Origin of the sequence: Hwanghaeella sp. LZ110, assembly GCF_048892525.1 — a bacterium.
GTDB lineage: Bacteria > Pseudomonadota > Alphaproteobacteria > UBA8366 > Aestuariispiraceae > Pacificispira.
In genome coordinates, this window is the sequence record NZ_JBLZHT010000008.1 from 153,037 (window position 1) to 167,539 (window position 14,503).

The following is a 14,503-nucleotide window of genomic DNA, read 5'->3' on the forward strand; positions in this document are numbered from 1 at the left end:
CTTTGAACTATGAAAAAATGGCTTATTCAAAGGCCGCTTCGGGCGGTTACTCTGATCATTATGGTGCTGGGCGTATTGCTGGTCGGGCCCGCTACAGTGCTGGTCGCTGATGATACACGGCTGGCCCAAAGCTGGCGGTCGGCGCGGTCTGATTCTGCAGGTATTGCGCCATTACCATCGCAAGAACCCAAGGCTGTCATTCAGGTGTATGCCGCGCGGACATTTGGCTGGCGGGGGGCATTTGCTGTGCACACCTGGATCGCTACAAAACGCCCCGATGCGGCGCAATATCAAACTCATCACGTAATTGGATGGCGATCCGGTAACAAGGTGATCAGCCGTTGGGAGGCCCCGGACCGGCATTGGTATGGATCGAAACCGGATCTGATTCTGGACCTGCGCGGGGATCGTGCGGCGGAATTGATCGACGCGGTGGAAGCCGCCGTCGCCAGCTATCCCTATCCCGATAGCTATACGGCGTGGCCGGGGCCAAACAGCAATACCTTCATCGCCTGGATTGGGCGGGAAGTACCACAGTTGCAGTTGGAAATGCCCCCCCATGCCGTGGGCAAGGATTATCTGGGCGGGTTCAGGCTGGTGGATTGGACACCCAGCGGCACTGGTGCGCAGGTCAGCCTGTTGGGTGTGTTGGGTGTGACGCTGGCCCTGGATGAGGGGGCGGAAGTGAATCTGTTGGGGCTGACAATCGGGTTGGATCCACAAGATATGAATTTGAAGTTGCCTGGGATTGGGCGGGTTGGCCCCGCACCGGATCCGCGACGGGAATGATGCGGAATCGGCGTCCTGTATAGTTGGGCCTGTCACTTCTGTCTTGCCGGTTCGGGGCAGGGCGGGGATAACTGCATAACCGCATTTCGACGTAGGATTGGGTTTGGATAGATGAGCATCTGGGGAAAGATTGTTGGCGGTGCCGCCGGTTTGGCGCTGGGGGGTCCTATTGGGCTGTTGGTGGGTGCGGTTGGTGGCCATTTTGTCGACCGCATGCGCAATGACGGCGAGGTGGACCCGGATCGCGCGAAACGCTCTGTCGGATTTACCATTGCGGTTATCGTGCTGGGCGCCAAAATGGCGAAAGCCGACGGCGTGGTGACCGAAGATGAAGTCACGGCATTCAAGGAAGTCTTCAAGGTGCCTGAAGACGAGATGAAGAATGTCGCGCGCATCTTTAATCAGGCGCGTCAGGATGCCAGGGGGTTCGAACCCTACGCGGAACAGGTTGCCGGCATGTTCCAATCCACACCGGAAGTGTTGGAAGAACTGTTATGGTGCCTGGCCCATATTGCCAAGGCGGATGGTGTGATACATCCGGGCGAATTGGAATTCCTGAAACGTGTTGCACAAATTTTCGGATTTGATGATCAGAAATTTGAACGTGTGACCGCCTTGCAGCTGGATGGCGAACAGGCTGATCCGTATCAAATACTCGGCGTGTCCCGGGATGCCAGCGAGGAAGAAATCAAGAAGGCGCACAGGGCGCTGGTGGTTGAAAATCATCCAGACAAGCTGATTGCCAAAGGCATGCCGGAGGAATTCGTTGCTGTTGCCAATGAACGTCTGGCCAAAATCAACGCCGCCTATGACCGTATCCGTAAGCGGAAGGGTTCCGCGGGGGCATGAAACCTTTTGATCTTGCCATTGTCCTGTTCGTGGTCACGATCTGGGGTCTTAATTTTGTTTTCGTTAAAATCGGTGTGGCGGAAATTCCGCCCTTTTTGTTTATGGCGCTGCGCTTTGGCGTCGTTGCCCTGTTTCTAGTGCCTTTTATCAAATGGCCTCATGGTCGAGGTAAGGCGCTGATCGCCTATTCCATGATGTTGGGCGTTATCCATTTCGGCCTGATGTTCAACGCGATCCACTTGATCGATGCATCCACGGTTGCCTTGTTAAGCCAGTTAAACACCCCCTTTGCGGTGATATTATCGGCGGTTCTGTTTCGGGATTATCCGGGATGGAAGCGGGTTCTGGGTATCGCGATTGCCTTTGGTGGATGTTTCGTCATAGCCGGTGAACCCCGCTTCGACGGTGCCCTGTTGCCAATTCTGATGGTGGTCGGTGGCACATTTGCCTGGGCCGTAGCGGCCGTTCAGGCAAAGCAGTTGGGCTCCATCGGTCCCTTTGCCCTGAATGGTTGGATGGCGCTGTTCGCCACGCCGCCGCTGTTGCTGATTTCCTTGGCGACCGAAACCGGACAATGGGACGCGATGCGCATGATCAGTGTTAATGCGGTGATCTCTGTCCTGTATCAATCGGTTCTGGTTGTCATCGTCGGCTATGGTTTGTGGTACGGTCTGATCAAACGCTATCCGTTGAGCAGGGTCATTCCTTTCACACTATTATTGCCTGTCGTCGGCGTTGCCGGTGGCGTTCTGGCACTGGGAGAGGCGATGACAATGGAGATGGTGATTGGCGGTGGATTGATCATCGTCGGTGTTGGCATCGTCGCATTGCGTCAGGCCGCGCGGGGCGAAATCGCTCCTGTTCGGCCCCATTAGAGAGTTTGAGACCAGGATGCGGATGATCGAAACACCGTCCCCGAATTTTGGTGATCGTCGCAACGGCGACACGGTAAGCATGCTCGTCATACATTATACCGGGATGCGCAGCGCTGCGGAGTCTTTGGCCAGATTGTGTGACCCCGCAGCAGAGGTCAGCGCCCATTACCTGATTACAGAAGCGGGGGATGTCCATCACCTTGTTTCCGAAGAAAAGCGCGCCTGGCATGCGGGTCTTAGTCAGTGGAGGGGGGAAAAGGATGTGAATTCACGCTCCATCGGGATTGAATTGCAGAATCTGGGGCATGAATTCGGGTATCAACCCTTTCCCACGGCGCAGATTGACAGTTTGATTAATCTGGCGAAGGGTATTCTAGACCGACACAATATTCCTGCATCGGGCATTGTCGGGCATTCCGATATTGCGCCGGATCGCAAGCTGGATCCTGGTGAACTGTTTCCCTGGCCTGCATTGGCAGAAGCTGATATCGGGGTCTTTCCAAAGGCTGGTATCGATACCCAGGAACACTTGGATTCCTTGTTGACCCGCATCGGCTATGACCCCATGGCAGAGAATCGGATATCAGCATTTCAACGACGCTTTCGACCCGACAGGATAGATGGTCAGCCCGATATGGCATGCCAACGCCTTGCTGCTGCTTATCTGGCCGACTTGTCTTAGAAACAGCCTGAAATACACCAACAGGAGGAGCCGACATGCCCCAAGAGATTGATTATTTTTACAGCCATGTATCCCCCTGGGCATTTTTCGGGCATCCGCGCTTTTTGTCATTGGCGCAACGTCGGGGCGTATTGATTAACTTTCACCCCATCACCGTTGCGGAAGTGTTTCCCAAGACAGGCGGTCTTCCCCTGGCAAAGCGCCCGCCCGAACGCCGCGCGTACCGGATGGTGGAGCTGAAACGCTGGTCGAAATATCTGGACATGCCAATCAACTTTGAACCAAAGTTTTTCCCGGTGGATGATCGCCCGTCTCTTGGTTTTGCTCTTGCTGCGGCGCAGGCGGGCGCTGATCTGGGCAGCTTGTCCTATGCCGTGATGAAGGCCGTATGGCAGCAGGACCGTGATGTTTCCGACTGGTCAACGCTGGCGGAAATTGGCACTGAGGCCGGCCTGAATGGGGACGCCCTGGTGGCGGAGGCTCAGACCGATGCCATTAAAGCGAAGGGCGTGGCGGAATCTGAATTGGCCCTGCAGGCGGGTTGTTTCGGCGTGCCCTGGTATTCCTACAAGGGAGAGGGGTTCTGGGGCCAGGACCGCCTGGAATTGCTGGAACATGCATTAGAGCATCATGCGAGCGCATGAGCTTATACATTGAGAGCGTCATGCGAGCGCATGAGGCTCTTCCCCATGTTTTCTCCGCAAAACAGTCATCGGTAACGAGTTCGGGTCCGACGAATTTGCTCTAGGGTAAAAACATTTCGATGTTTAAAGGGACGCTGTCGCCCAGCCAGATCGCCGCGTCCCGGTGATCGTACAGATCGTCTCCGGTTTGGGGATGAACGAAAATTGTAAGCCCGGCGCGCTTTAAATTCAGCCAGGGGATGGCGGTGGCGAAAGTCTCCACCGGCACCGTTAGTTGGCAGCTCCAGCGGGGATGGGGCCCCACCAAACGCTCATGCATACGCCCCATCTCCAACCCGAATGTATCGCGCGCTTCCACCAAAAGGGCACGGGCCTGATCAATGGTTTCGGCATCGTAATAGACATGGGCATGATAGTTCTGAATATCGTTCAATTCTGGCATGGGGGACTTTCTGATAAGAAAATGCTGTATTGCCGCAGCGTATCATTAAATTGCGCTTTGGTGCCATACCTTGCGCGAATCCTTGACCGTCCGGGGCGGGGCGCGTAGCTAGATCAGGATGCCAAAACCAGATGCAATCGCGTGAGTCCATATAGGGTGATTTGGCATGGTGTTATAAAAACAAATACTTCGTCCCGGACAGGGGCGTCTGTCGGGATTTGATTTATCCAGCAAGGTGTTTCGAATGAAAAAAGCGTTGATCACGGGGATTACCGGTCAGGACGGTTCCTATCTGGCGGAGTTTCTGTTGAAAAAGGGATATGAGGTCCACGGCATCGTGCGCCGGGCGTCCACGTTCACGACGGAGCGGATTGATCATATCTATCAGGATCCCCATGAAAGCCATCTGCATTTGAAATTGCATTACGGGGATCTGGCGGACGGATCAGGTCTGCGCCGGATCCTGGAACATGTTCAACCAGACGAGGTTTATAATCTGGGCGCGCAAAGCCATGTCCGGGTCAGTTTTGATCAGCCTGAATATACAGCCGATGTTGTTGGGACGGGAACCTTAAGGCTGCTGGAAGCCTTGCGGGATTATATTCACACGGCCAAGAAATCTGCAAAGCTGTATCAGGCGGGCAGTTCTGAGATGTTTGGCGCGGCAAATCCACCGCAGAACGAAGCGACAGAATTCTATCCGCGCAGCCCCTATGCCGTGGGAAAGGTCGCGGGATTCTGGTTCTGTAAGAATTACCGGGAAGCATACGGCCTGTATGTTGCCAATGGCATTCTGTTCAATCACGAAAGCCCACGCCGGGGAGAAACCTTTGTGACCCGGAAGATCACCCGGGCGGTTGGGCGCATCAAGCTTGGCCTGCAGGATAAGTTATTCTTAGGCAATCTGGACGCCAGACGGGATTGGGGTTTTGCCGGTGATTATGTCCAGGCCATGTGGCTGATGCTGCAACAGGAAAAGCCAGATGATTATGTCGTTGCGACCGGCAAGGCCTATTCCGTGCGGGAATTCCTGGAAGCAGCCTTTGGCTATGCCGGGTTGGATTACAAAAAACATGTTGAATTCGACGCACGCTATCTGCGCCCGACGGAAGTTGATTATCTTCTAGGGGATCCCAGCAAGATCAAAAAGGAATTGGGATGGGAGCCAAAGGTCGGTTTTCAGGAGCTCGTTGCCATGATGGTTGATAACGACATGGACCTGGCGCGTCGCGAAAAGGTTTTGCTGGATGCTGGTCATACGGTTCCCAGCCCGGTTGGGGCATAAAGCCTGTGACGAAACCCGGTCTATCAGATTCCATTTTTGTTGCCGGGCATCGCGGTCTGGTCGGATCGGCAATTGTCCGCGCGCTGCAGGCGGCGGGTTATACCAATCTGATTACCAAACGCTCATCCGAACTGGACCTTAGAGAGCAATCGGCTGTTCGGGATTTCTTCGCTGCGGAACGTCCTCGCTATGTGGTTTGCGCCGCGGCTATGGTTGGCGGAATTGTGGCCAATCGGGATTTTCCGGGAACCTTCATTCATGACAACCTGGCCATTCAGACCAATGTCATTGAGGCGTGTCGCCAACAGGCGGTTGCCAAGCTGATTTATCTGGGGTCGACCTGCATCTATCCAAAATTTGCACCCCAGCCGATCCAGGAAGATCACTTGCTGACCGGTCCCCTGGAAGAAACCAACGAGGCCTATGCAATTGCGAAAATAGCCGGGCTTAAAATGTGTGAGGCTTATGCCAAGCAATATGGTTTGTCCTCCATCACATTGATGGCGACAAATCTGTATGGGCCCGGTGATAATTTTGACCTTGAGAAAAGCCATGTCATTCCGGCCCTGATGCGCAAGGCGCATGAAGCAAAACTGGCGGGGGCCAGGACCATGACGGTCTGGGGCACGGGAACGCCATTGCGTGAATTTCTGCATGTCGATGATATGGCAGCCGCCGCGCGCTATTGTCTGGAAAATGACACGCCCTATTCGATGGTCAATGTCGGATCAGGGGAAGAGGTCACCATCGCTGATTTAACCAGACTGATCTGTGAGGTCGTCGGTTTTCAGGGGGATCTGATTTTTGATTCCGAAAAGCCCGATGGAACACCCCGGAAATTCGCGGATTCTTCCAGGTTGCGAGGGTTGGGATGGAAGCCCGCTTTGTCCTTGCGACAGGGGTTGGAGGATACCTATCGCTGGTTTACGCAAACAAGCAATGCCCGCTTAGGGAATTAAAATTTTCGGGAAAAGTTAGGGATCATGTCAGGGTCTGTATCGTCTACTTCGATTTTAGCATGGTTCGGCCTGGCGGGGGCAGTTGTTATCGGTGTGCTGGATCCCTTAGGGTTGGGGCCAACAGTGGCGCCTGTCGCGGGGCTGGTGGCTGGGACAATCACCCTGTTTGCAACGGGCGCGGTGGCAGAACATTTGACTGCGCTGTTGTTTTTCGCATTTGCCATGGTTTTCAGTATTGCCCCGGCGGACCTGGTCTTTACCGGTTTCGCCAGCAAGGCATTCTGGCTTGTTGTATCTGGCATGGTGATTGGTCTGGCAATCCATAAAACCGGACTTGGGGCCCGCATCGCCCGGGCCCTGGCGCGGTTGTTTCCAGCCAATTATACCGGCTTGATCGCGGGGCTGATCTTTGTTGCCATGGCTATTTCCTTCTTTATGCCCTCCAGCATGGGTCGCATCGTGTTGTTGATGCCCATCGCGCTGGCCCTGGCGGATCGCTATGGTCTGGCGGAGAAGTCACTGGGGCGCAGCGGCGTGGCGCTGGTTGTCGGGTTTGCCTGCTTCAATCCTCCCAACGGCATATTGCCAGCCACCGTCCCCAACATGGTCTATGTCGGTGCGGTTGAGAAAATCTATGGTGTCGCCCCCCTATATGGCGAATGGATGTTGCTGCACTTTCCTTTGCTAGGGTTTGGGAAAGCAATCCTGATTTGGCTGGTTGGCTGCTTCCTGTTTCGTCAATCGGTCACAATACAGACAGAAACGGAACAGTCTTCGCCCTTGTCGGCTGAAGAAAGACGATTGGCCTTTATTCTGTTGTTTGCCCTGTTGGGATGGTCGACGGATATTTGGCATGGCATCTCACCCGCCTGGATTGGGCTGGTGGCGGCTGTATTGTGTTTGCTGCCAGGTGTCGGCGTATTGCCAAAGGACGCGTTCAAACAGATCAATATTGCCCCTGCAATCTATGTTGCCAGTATTCTGGGCATGGGGGCCCTGATTGCTGATAGTGGTCTTGGGGCGCTGTTGGGGACGGCAATGGCCGATATTCTTCCTTTGGCTCCAGGGGCCGCGGTGCAGAATTTCTTCTCATTGGCATTGGGGGGGGGCGTGACATCGCTTGTATCCACGATGCCGGGCCTGCCTGCAGTTATGGTTCCGTTAGCCGAACCGTTGCATGTCGCCTCTGGTTTGCCGCTGCAAACGGTATTGGCCAGCGTTGTCCTGTCCTATTCCACAACCATTTTACCCTATCAGGCACCCCCGCTGGTATTGGCGATCGGTATGACCGGCGCCCGGTTGATCGATGCCACCAAACTGGTTGTTCTGGTTGGTATTCTAAGTGTCCTGATCATTCTGCCCCTGACTTTTGCGTGGTGGCGATTGCTGGGTATGATTTAATCACATTTTCTTTGCAGCCTTGATTTGCATCAACGCGGTCCCGAAGTGGGAGGCATAGGATGCTGCCATAAGATTTGGCAATAATCAGTGTTATGCGAGGAGATATGATATGACTGTGAAGCGAATTTTGGTTCATTTTGATGGATCCAAACGTTCTGAGCGTGCGCTATCCGCCGCGCTGGAACTGGCGGAAGCACAGGATGCGCATCTGATTGGTTGCGCTGTAGAGGCAGAGCCGCGCATTCCAACCTATGCTGCGGCACAGATTCCAGCAGATGTCATTGCTTCAATGGCAGACGAACAGCGCCGCTATGTCGAAGCAGCAAAAGTATCTTTCGAAAAACTGGTGGCGGCATCCGGTTGGACGGATCGATCCGAATTCGTGATGGCAAAAGGGGATGCGACCCGCGCCTTGTCGCGCATAGCACGGGGCTGTGATCTGGTCATTCTGGGTCAGTCCGAGCCGGACACGGATTTCGTGGAAATTGAAGATCTTCCCGATAATGTCGTGCTGGAAAGCGGTCGCCCGGTTCTGATCATTCCCTATATCGGGAAGAAAAAGCCGATTGGCGGGCATGTTCTGTTGTGCTGGACCGATACACGCGAAGCTGCACGGGCGCTGTCAGATTCTATCCCCCTGTTGAATGAAGCATCAAAAGTGACGGTGTTGAGTGTTGGGGAGAGCCAAAAGAATCCTGCTGTATCAGCCGATGACGCCGCGCGATTGCTGGCGTCACATAACATTTCTGCGGAACTGCGCCATTCCCCTGGAAAAGGTGTGGATGTCGGCTCAGTCGTTCTGAATGAAGCGTCTGATCTTGGTGCGGATCTGATTGTAATGGGAGCGTATGGCCATTCCCGCTTGCGGGAAACGATACTGGGCGGCGTGACCCACACGATCCTGAAGGAAATGACTGTGCCCGTTCTGATGTCGCATTAGAACAAAGCCTGTGTGAACCTATGCGAAGGCATGATGCGCTAGAGTTTCTATCAACTGCTGTGAATTGTATCGTAGTAGGCTTGGGCACCTGGATGGACCGGAACACGTCCTTTCGGGCGCCCTTCCTCTACCGTCGGGAAGGTCAAACCCGGATTGTTGTGATTGAATAAATCTGCCGTGCTGCTTTGCCACAGCGCGCGCGTGATATTTTGTATCAATACAGCATCCATTTTTTCTTTAACCACCCATTTAACACCCAGTTTCACGGTCGTGATTTCTTCAATCTTGCGATAAACTTGGGATGGGATGGTTCCTGCGGACAGGAATGGGAAGAAGCCCTTCAGTGTTTGCTGGGCTGCATTGTCAATGGGCAACAGTTTTATGGTCTCTTCCTGTTGAAGCTCTGAAATGGCTTCGATAGGGGCTGCCCCCATTTCAAAGAACGCGTCAATAACCCCGGTGATCAAATGGTCTGCGGCTGGGCCTGGGCGCAAATATACCGGTTTGATGTCTTGGAGATTCAGGCCATTCAGGCGCAACAGCGTGTTTACGATTGTGCCTGTCCCGGCCCCTCTGGCGCCAAGGGATATGGTGCGCCCTTTCAGGTCCCGGATGCTGTTGATACCGGAATCGGCCCGAACAACAATATGCAGGGAGACGGGGATCAGGTCTGCGATTACACGCAGGTCGGGAACGCTGGCCTCGTCCGCGAAGGGGCCACCGCCGGTAAAGGCCCAATAGGCCATATCTGCGTGGACCAGCGCTGATTCCAGAACGCCATCGCGAATGTCACGAATATTGGGGATGGACCCAGCGCGGGTCTGGGCTACCGCGATCAGTCCGGGAACACCGCAGATGCCCCCTTCATCACACGGGCTGCTGCCGGGGGGACGACTGATCCCTGCTGAAATGGCGGTCCCCAGGCTGTAAAGTGACTCTGCTGAAGGGCCGGTCCCGATCCGGAAAAAGGAAAGGCTGGGGCGTTCATCCTGCGCCGATAGGGGGGTAAACGGAGTTGGCAGCAACAATCCCGCCACAGCACCCCCCAGGCTCGTGGCGAGGATGCGGCGTCGATTGGGCTTATCACTAACGAAAGACTCCTGAGTTTGGGCCAGGACCGTTGACGATGGCGGCTTTTCACGGGTCATTTACAATTCCACCGTGGGAGATCAGGACACAAGCATCATGCGTTCGCATGAGCTGACAAACAATATGCTAGCATCATGCGTTCGCATGAGCGGCAAAGCGATACTCTAGCAAATTGCGATTAAGGTAAAGACGGACCACAGGACGAACGCCCCGATTTACCCTATACGGGCTTTTGATAACAGCCTGTCGCTTCTGCCCGCATTCGGGTCAGGGCATAGACCATGCGCATTGTATCACACGGCGTCTTCAGCAGGTCGGCGACTTCTATCGCCGCGCCCAGGATCGCATCCAGTTCTATGGCGCGTCCACGGTCATAATCTTGCAGCATGGAGGTCCGGAATGCCCCCAGTTTCAGGCCCCCCTGGAACCGCTGATCGATGGTGACGGACAGGGAAACCTTCAACGCGGCACACAGGTCTGAGAACTCTTCCATCATACGCCGCCCGATCCCGGAAATCTGTGGATCATGGGTCATGATATCAAGTGTTCCGCCGGTCACGACAGAAAGCGGGTTCGCCCACAAATTCCCCATCAGCTTGTTCAACACGTCGGCGCGGATTGCTTCCGACACGGTGCATGTCAGTCCCGCCGCTTCCATGACGGGTGCGATTTCTGACAGGATGGCAGGGGGCGGTTGTGTGATGGCGCCGATGACCAGTCTGTTCGCCCCTGAACTTTTGATCGTGTAGGGGGCGATGACTTCTGAAGCCAGATAGACGGCACATCCAATAATTCTGGACGGATCGAACTGCCGTGACAGGGTGCCATCCGGATCCACATGTTTCAGGATGTGATTCTTGTGGGGACCGTCCGCGCCTTGGAAGAACCACCAGGGCAGGCCATTGATGGCGGTTAGAATATGGGTGCCGGGACCCATCAACGGGGTAATCATGGGCAGGGCGCTTTTAATCTGGTGGGCCTTGACGGCAATAATGATCAGGTCCTGTGGGTCCTCAACCTGTGGCGCATCCGTGACTCTGGGGTGACAGGTGAAACCGCTTGCAGCGTCCTGGAATGTGGCATCTTCAAAGGTCAGGCCATATTGGCGGATCGCAGCCAAAGTCGAACCGCGCGCGATTAACAGAGGGTCCGCCCCAATCCTGGCCAATAGTGCCGTGATCATGCCCCCGATAGCACCCGCCCCAACAATCGCAATCTTCATTTCGTACCCTTTATCGGTTCTTCACCGCACTGTAGCGCGATAGGAAACGGGCGTCAGAGGATTGCCACTGACGCCCGTTTGCTGATGAGGTGCCACTGCGATTGGGTGGCGACCATCCCCTCTTTAGTCTGATATCTCCCTAAACTCAGGCAATTTTTTCGCCGGGTTTAATGTCCCAGTATCTGGCTCAGGAACAGTTTCGTGCGCTCGTTTTGTGGATTGGTGAAGAATTCCTCAGGTTTGTTTTCCTCGATGATTTCCCCGCCATCCATAAAGATTACACGGTCGGCGACTTTGCGTGCAAAGCCCATTTCATGGGTCACACACAGCATTGTCATGCCGGTTGAGGCAAGGTCGATCATCGTATCCAGCACTTCGGAAATCATTTCCGGGTCCAGGGCAGATGTCGGCTCATCAAACAGCATGATACGCGGGTTCATGCACAGGGATCGGGCAATGGCAACGCGCTGTTGCTGACCACCGGACAACTGACCCGGATATTTTAATGCCTGTTCCGGGATTTTGACCCGTTCCAGGAATTTCATGGCGATTTCTTCTGCTTCGCGCTTGGGTGTCTTGCGAACCCAGATCGGCGCCAACGTGCAGTTCTCAAGGACCGTCAGATGCGGAAACAGATTGAAGTGCTGGAACACCATACCGACTTCACGGCGGATCGCATCAATATTCTTCAAATCGTTCGTCAGTTCGATGCCATCTACCAGGATATGACCTTGCTGATGTTCCTCCAGCCGGTTCATACAGCGGATCATTGTTGATTTACCAGACCCGGATGGGCCACAGATTACGATCCGCTCGCCCCGTTTAACGGTCAGATTGATGTTCTTGAGAACGTGAAATTCACCATACCATTTGTGCATTTGCCGCACTTCAATGGCGTTTTCATTTTCAACCTTACTTGTGGCAACCTCTGCCATGTCAGTATCCTCTCGTCGCGCGATTAGCGTTTGTGGCCTGTGTGCAGTTTTTTCTCCAGATACATGGAATACCTGGACATACCAAAGCAGCAGATGAAGAAGAATCCTGCCACGAAAACGTAGATTTCTACGGAAAGCCCATTCCAGACCGGGTCAGACACCGCGGATTTTGCAACGCCAAGAACGTCCAGCATCCCGATCACGATCACCAATGTCGTATCTTTGTACAGGCCGATAAAGGTGTTCACGATACCTGGAATTGATATCTTTAAGGCTTGCGGCAGAACGATCAGTCGCATCGTCTGCCAATATTTCAGACCCATGGCGTCGGCGGCTTCGAACTGGCCCTTGGGCAGGGATTGCAGCCCCCCCCGGATAACTTCCGCCATATAGGCAGAGGCAAACAGGGTCACCATGATCAGAACCCGCAGCAGAAGATCAAAGGTCGTCCCCGGCGGCAGGAAATAGCTCAACATCGTCGAAGCGACAAACAGCAAGGTAATCAGGGGAACCCCCCGGATGAATTCGATAAAGACGGTACAGACGATCTTGATCGCGGGCAGGTTGGAATACCGACCCAGAGCGAGAAGGATGCCCAATGGAAGCGAGAAGGTAATGCCGGTGACGCCGATCACGATCGTCAGCAACACGCCGCCAAACAACCGGGTGTCAACAGGTTCCAGGCCAAACACGCCACCCACCATCAGAACCCCCGCGATGATTGGGAAGGCGAGAGAGAACATCAGGCCATATTTACGGAACGGGATGTTGTCATACAGCACCGGCGCCAAGGCAACGAACAACAGGACAAAAGTCAGATTGGGGCGCCAGCGCAATTCATTTGGATAGAACCCATAGATGAAAACCTGGAACCGGTCCCCGATAAAGGCCCAGCAGGCCCCTTTTCCGAGTTCTGCGCATTCTGCCCGTGAACTGGCGTTAACAACGGCATCGAAAATGAAATAGTCCAGTATGCCCGGCACGATCAGATACAGCAGATATACTGACAGCAGGGTCAGTACCGTATTGGTGACGGTTCCAAACAGGTTATCCCAAATCCAGCGTTGCCAGCCGACAAGGTTCTTCGGGGGCGCAAGGCTGGGATGTTGACCTGGCTCGTAGCTTTTTGCGTCGCTCATCTCAGCCTCCTATCGCTCTATCAGTTTAATTCGGTTGTTATACCAGTTCATAAAGCCTGACACCGCCAGCGAGATGCACAGATAGATCGCCATGACCAGGACCATGCATTCCATTTCCCGCCCGGTCTGGTTCAATGTGATGCCCCCCAGCGTGGCAGTGATGTCCATATATCCAATGGCAATGGCCAGGGATGAGTTCTTGGTCAGGTTCAGATATTGGCTGGTCAAAGGCGGAACAATAACGCGCATCGCCTGGGGAATGACCACCAGTTGCAGGGTCCGGTTATTGCGAAGTCCCAAGGCGCCCGCGGCTTCCGTCTGACCATAATTCACGGCCAGAATGCCGGCCCGAACCGTTTCCGCGATAAAGGCGGAGGTATAAAGCGCCAAAGCCAATGTCAGGGCAATCAGTTCCGGTTTGACGACATAGCCGCCCTGGAAGTTGAACCCCTTCATAACAGGCGTGTCCCAGTCCAGGGGTGCACCGGTGATAAAGTAAACGATCACGGGCAGCACAACGATCAGACCCAGGGAAACATACAGGACTGGTAAAATCTTACCCGTTTCATCCTGTATTTTTTTGGCATAACGCTTGAAGATAATCGCGCCAATTATTCCCAGAATAAAGGTAATTGCCGTCGCCCAGAACAGCGGATGTGGAACCGGGCTTGGCATATTGATGCCACGATTTGAGAAGAAGAAGGACTCGCCCAGACCAAGCGCCTGCCTAGGACCAGGCATATTGATCACGATAAAGCCGTGCATCAACAGGATCCACAGCAGAACCGGAACATTGCGCAATGCTTCGACATAGCAATAGACCAGACGGTTCATCAGGAAGTTCTTGCTCAATCGCAGAACACCCATAATGAAGCCGACAACCGTTGCGATGAGGATACCCAACCCGGCGACAAGGAATGTGTTCAGCAAGCCGACGACAGCAGCTTTCAGGTTCGTACTGCGCGAGTCATATTCCAGAAAAGATTGATTGATGTCGTAATTGGCGGGCTGGAGAAGGAACTCGAAGCCCAGCGTTTTACCAATCGCGTCCAGATTAATGATGGCATTGCGAATAAGGTAAAAGACCAGTGCGAAAAGAACGGCGATCGTGAAGATCTGAATGATGACTTGTCGTGCTTCGCTATCGTACCACAATCGCATTATTCCGCCACGCTGCGGTGTGGAATCAGTGTCAGATGCTACAGACATCAAGAGTCTCCCTCGAGGTTTGCCGTAACTGGGGCCTCGTCAA

The 14,503-nt window shown here is 54.2% G+C and carries 15 protein-coding genes; 9 read left to right on the forward strand and 6 right to left on the reverse strand.

The features are described from left to right. Positions 1 to 9: 9 nt before the first annotated feature. The 5 genes from ACOSDM_RS16150 to ACOSDM_RS16170 all read left to right on the forward strand — a co-directional run bounded on the left by ACOSDM_RS16150 (position 10) and on the right by ACOSDM_RS16170 (position 3,839). Positions 10 to 789 carry a DUF3750 domain-containing protein gene (locus ACOSDM_RS16150; protein WP_420725585.1) on the forward strand — a complete coding sequence of 260 codons (780 nt, stop codon included), beginning with the start codon at positions 10 to 12 and terminating at the stop codon, positions 787 to 789. 111 nt (positions 790 to 900) lie between these two features. Beyond that, positions 901 to 1,638 carry a TerB family tellurite resistance protein gene (locus ACOSDM_RS16155; protein ID WP_420725586.1) on the forward strand — a complete coding sequence of 246 codons (738 nt, stop codon included), beginning with the start codon at positions 901 to 903 and terminating at the stop codon, positions 1,636 to 1,638. Beyond that, positions 1,635 to 2,513 (forward strand): DMT family transporter, encoded by an 879-nt coding sequence (locus ACOSDM_RS16160; RefSeq protein ID WP_420725587.1) that lies wholly within the window; start codon positions 1,635 to 1,637, stop codon positions 2,511 to 2,513. The genes ACOSDM_RS16155 and ACOSDM_RS16160 overlap by 4 nt, the downstream gene beginning before the upstream one ends. 22 nt (positions 2,514 to 2,535) lie before the next feature. Then, positions 2,536 to 3,195 carry an N-acetylmuramoyl-L-alanine amidase gene (locus ACOSDM_RS16165; RefSeq protein ID WP_420725588.1) on the forward strand — a complete coding sequence of 220 codons (660 nt, stop codon included), beginning with the start codon at positions 2,536 to 2,538 and terminating at the stop codon, positions 3,193 to 3,195. Positions 3,196 to 3,230: 35 nt separating this feature from the next. Next, a complete protein-coding gene (locus ACOSDM_RS16170) occupies positions 3,231 to 3,839 on the forward strand; it encodes a 2-hydroxychromene-2-carboxylate isomerase (protein WP_420725589.1) in 609 nt (202 codons plus the stop codon). Positions 3,840 to 3,939: 100 nt separating this feature from the next. Here ACOSDM_RS16170 and ACOSDM_RS16175 read toward each other — a convergent pair whose 3' ends face one another. Continuing rightward, a complete protein-coding gene (locus tag ACOSDM_RS16175; protein ID WP_420725590.1) occupies positions 3,940 to 4,281 on the reverse strand; it encodes a DOPA 4,5-dioxygenase family protein in 342 nt (113 codons plus the stop codon). A gap of 244 nt (positions 4,282 to 4,525) precedes the next feature. Here ACOSDM_RS16175 and gmd point away from each other — a divergent pair, with 244 nt between their 5' ends. From gmd to ACOSDM_RS16195, 4 genes are all read left to right on the forward strand, one after another. Continuing rightward, complete coding sequence (gene gmd / locus ACOSDM_RS16180) at positions 4,526 to 5,566, forward strand: GDP-mannose 4,6-dehydratase (RefSeq protein ID WP_420725591.1); 1,041 nt, start codon at positions 4,526 to 4,528, stop codon at positions 5,564 to 5,566. A 5-nt stretch (positions 5,567 to 5,571) separates the two neighbouring features. Continuing rightward, positions 5,572 to 6,525 (forward strand): GDP-L-fucose synthase family protein, encoded by a 954-nt coding sequence (locus tag ACOSDM_RS16185; protein ID WP_420725592.1) that lies wholly within the window; start codon positions 5,572 to 5,574, stop codon positions 6,523 to 6,525. Between the two features lie 24 nt (positions 6,526 to 6,549). Then, positions 6,550 to 7,926 carry an SLC13 family permease gene (locus tag ACOSDM_RS16190; protein ID WP_420725593.1) on the forward strand — a complete coding sequence of 459 codons (1,377 nt, stop codon included), beginning with the start codon at positions 6,550 to 6,552 and terminating at the stop codon, positions 7,924 to 7,926. A 109-nt stretch (positions 7,927 to 8,035) separates the two neighbouring features. After that, positions 8,036 to 8,866 carry a universal stress protein gene (locus ACOSDM_RS16195; protein WP_420725594.1) on the forward strand — a complete coding sequence of 277 codons (831 nt, stop codon included), beginning with the start codon at positions 8,036 to 8,038 and terminating at the stop codon, positions 8,864 to 8,866. Positions 8,867 to 8,916: 50 nt separating this feature from the next. Here the strand turns inward: ACOSDM_RS16195 and ACOSDM_RS16200 are convergent, their stop codons facing one another. The 5 genes from ACOSDM_RS16200 to ACOSDM_RS16220 all read right to left on the reverse strand — a co-directional run bounded on the left by ACOSDM_RS16200 (position 8,917) and on the right by ACOSDM_RS16220 (position 14,460). Further along, on the reverse strand, positions 8,917 to 10,014 hold the full coding sequence (locus ACOSDM_RS16200; protein WP_420725595.1) for a TAXI family TRAP transporter solute-binding subunit: 1,098 nt from the start codon (positions 10,012 to 10,014) through the stop codon (positions 8,917 to 8,919). Positions 10,015 to 10,175: 161 nt separating this feature from the next. Then, positions 10,176 to 11,177 (reverse strand): ketopantoate reductase family protein, encoded by a 1,002-nt coding sequence (locus tag ACOSDM_RS16205; protein WP_420725596.1) that lies wholly within the window; start codon positions 11,175 to 11,177, stop codon positions 10,176 to 10,178. Positions 11,178 to 11,344: 167 nt separating this feature from the next. Then, positions 11,345 to 12,112 (reverse strand): amino acid ABC transporter ATP-binding protein, encoded by a 768-nt coding sequence (locus tag ACOSDM_RS16210; RefSeq protein ID WP_420725597.1) that lies wholly within the window; start codon positions 12,110 to 12,112, stop codon positions 11,345 to 11,347. A 23-nt stretch (positions 12,113 to 12,135) separates the two neighbouring features. Further along, complete coding sequence (locus tag ACOSDM_RS16215) at positions 12,136 to 13,251, reverse strand: amino acid ABC transporter permease (RefSeq protein WP_420725598.1); 1,116 nt, start codon at positions 13,249 to 13,251, stop codon at positions 12,136 to 12,138. A 9-nt stretch (positions 13,252 to 13,260) separates the two neighbouring features. Beyond that, complete coding sequence (locus ACOSDM_RS16220; protein ID WP_420725599.1) at positions 13,261 to 14,460, reverse strand: amino acid ABC transporter permease; 1,200 nt, start codon at positions 14,458 to 14,460, stop codon at positions 13,261 to 13,263. Positions 14,461 to 14,503 lie beyond the last annotated feature (43 nt).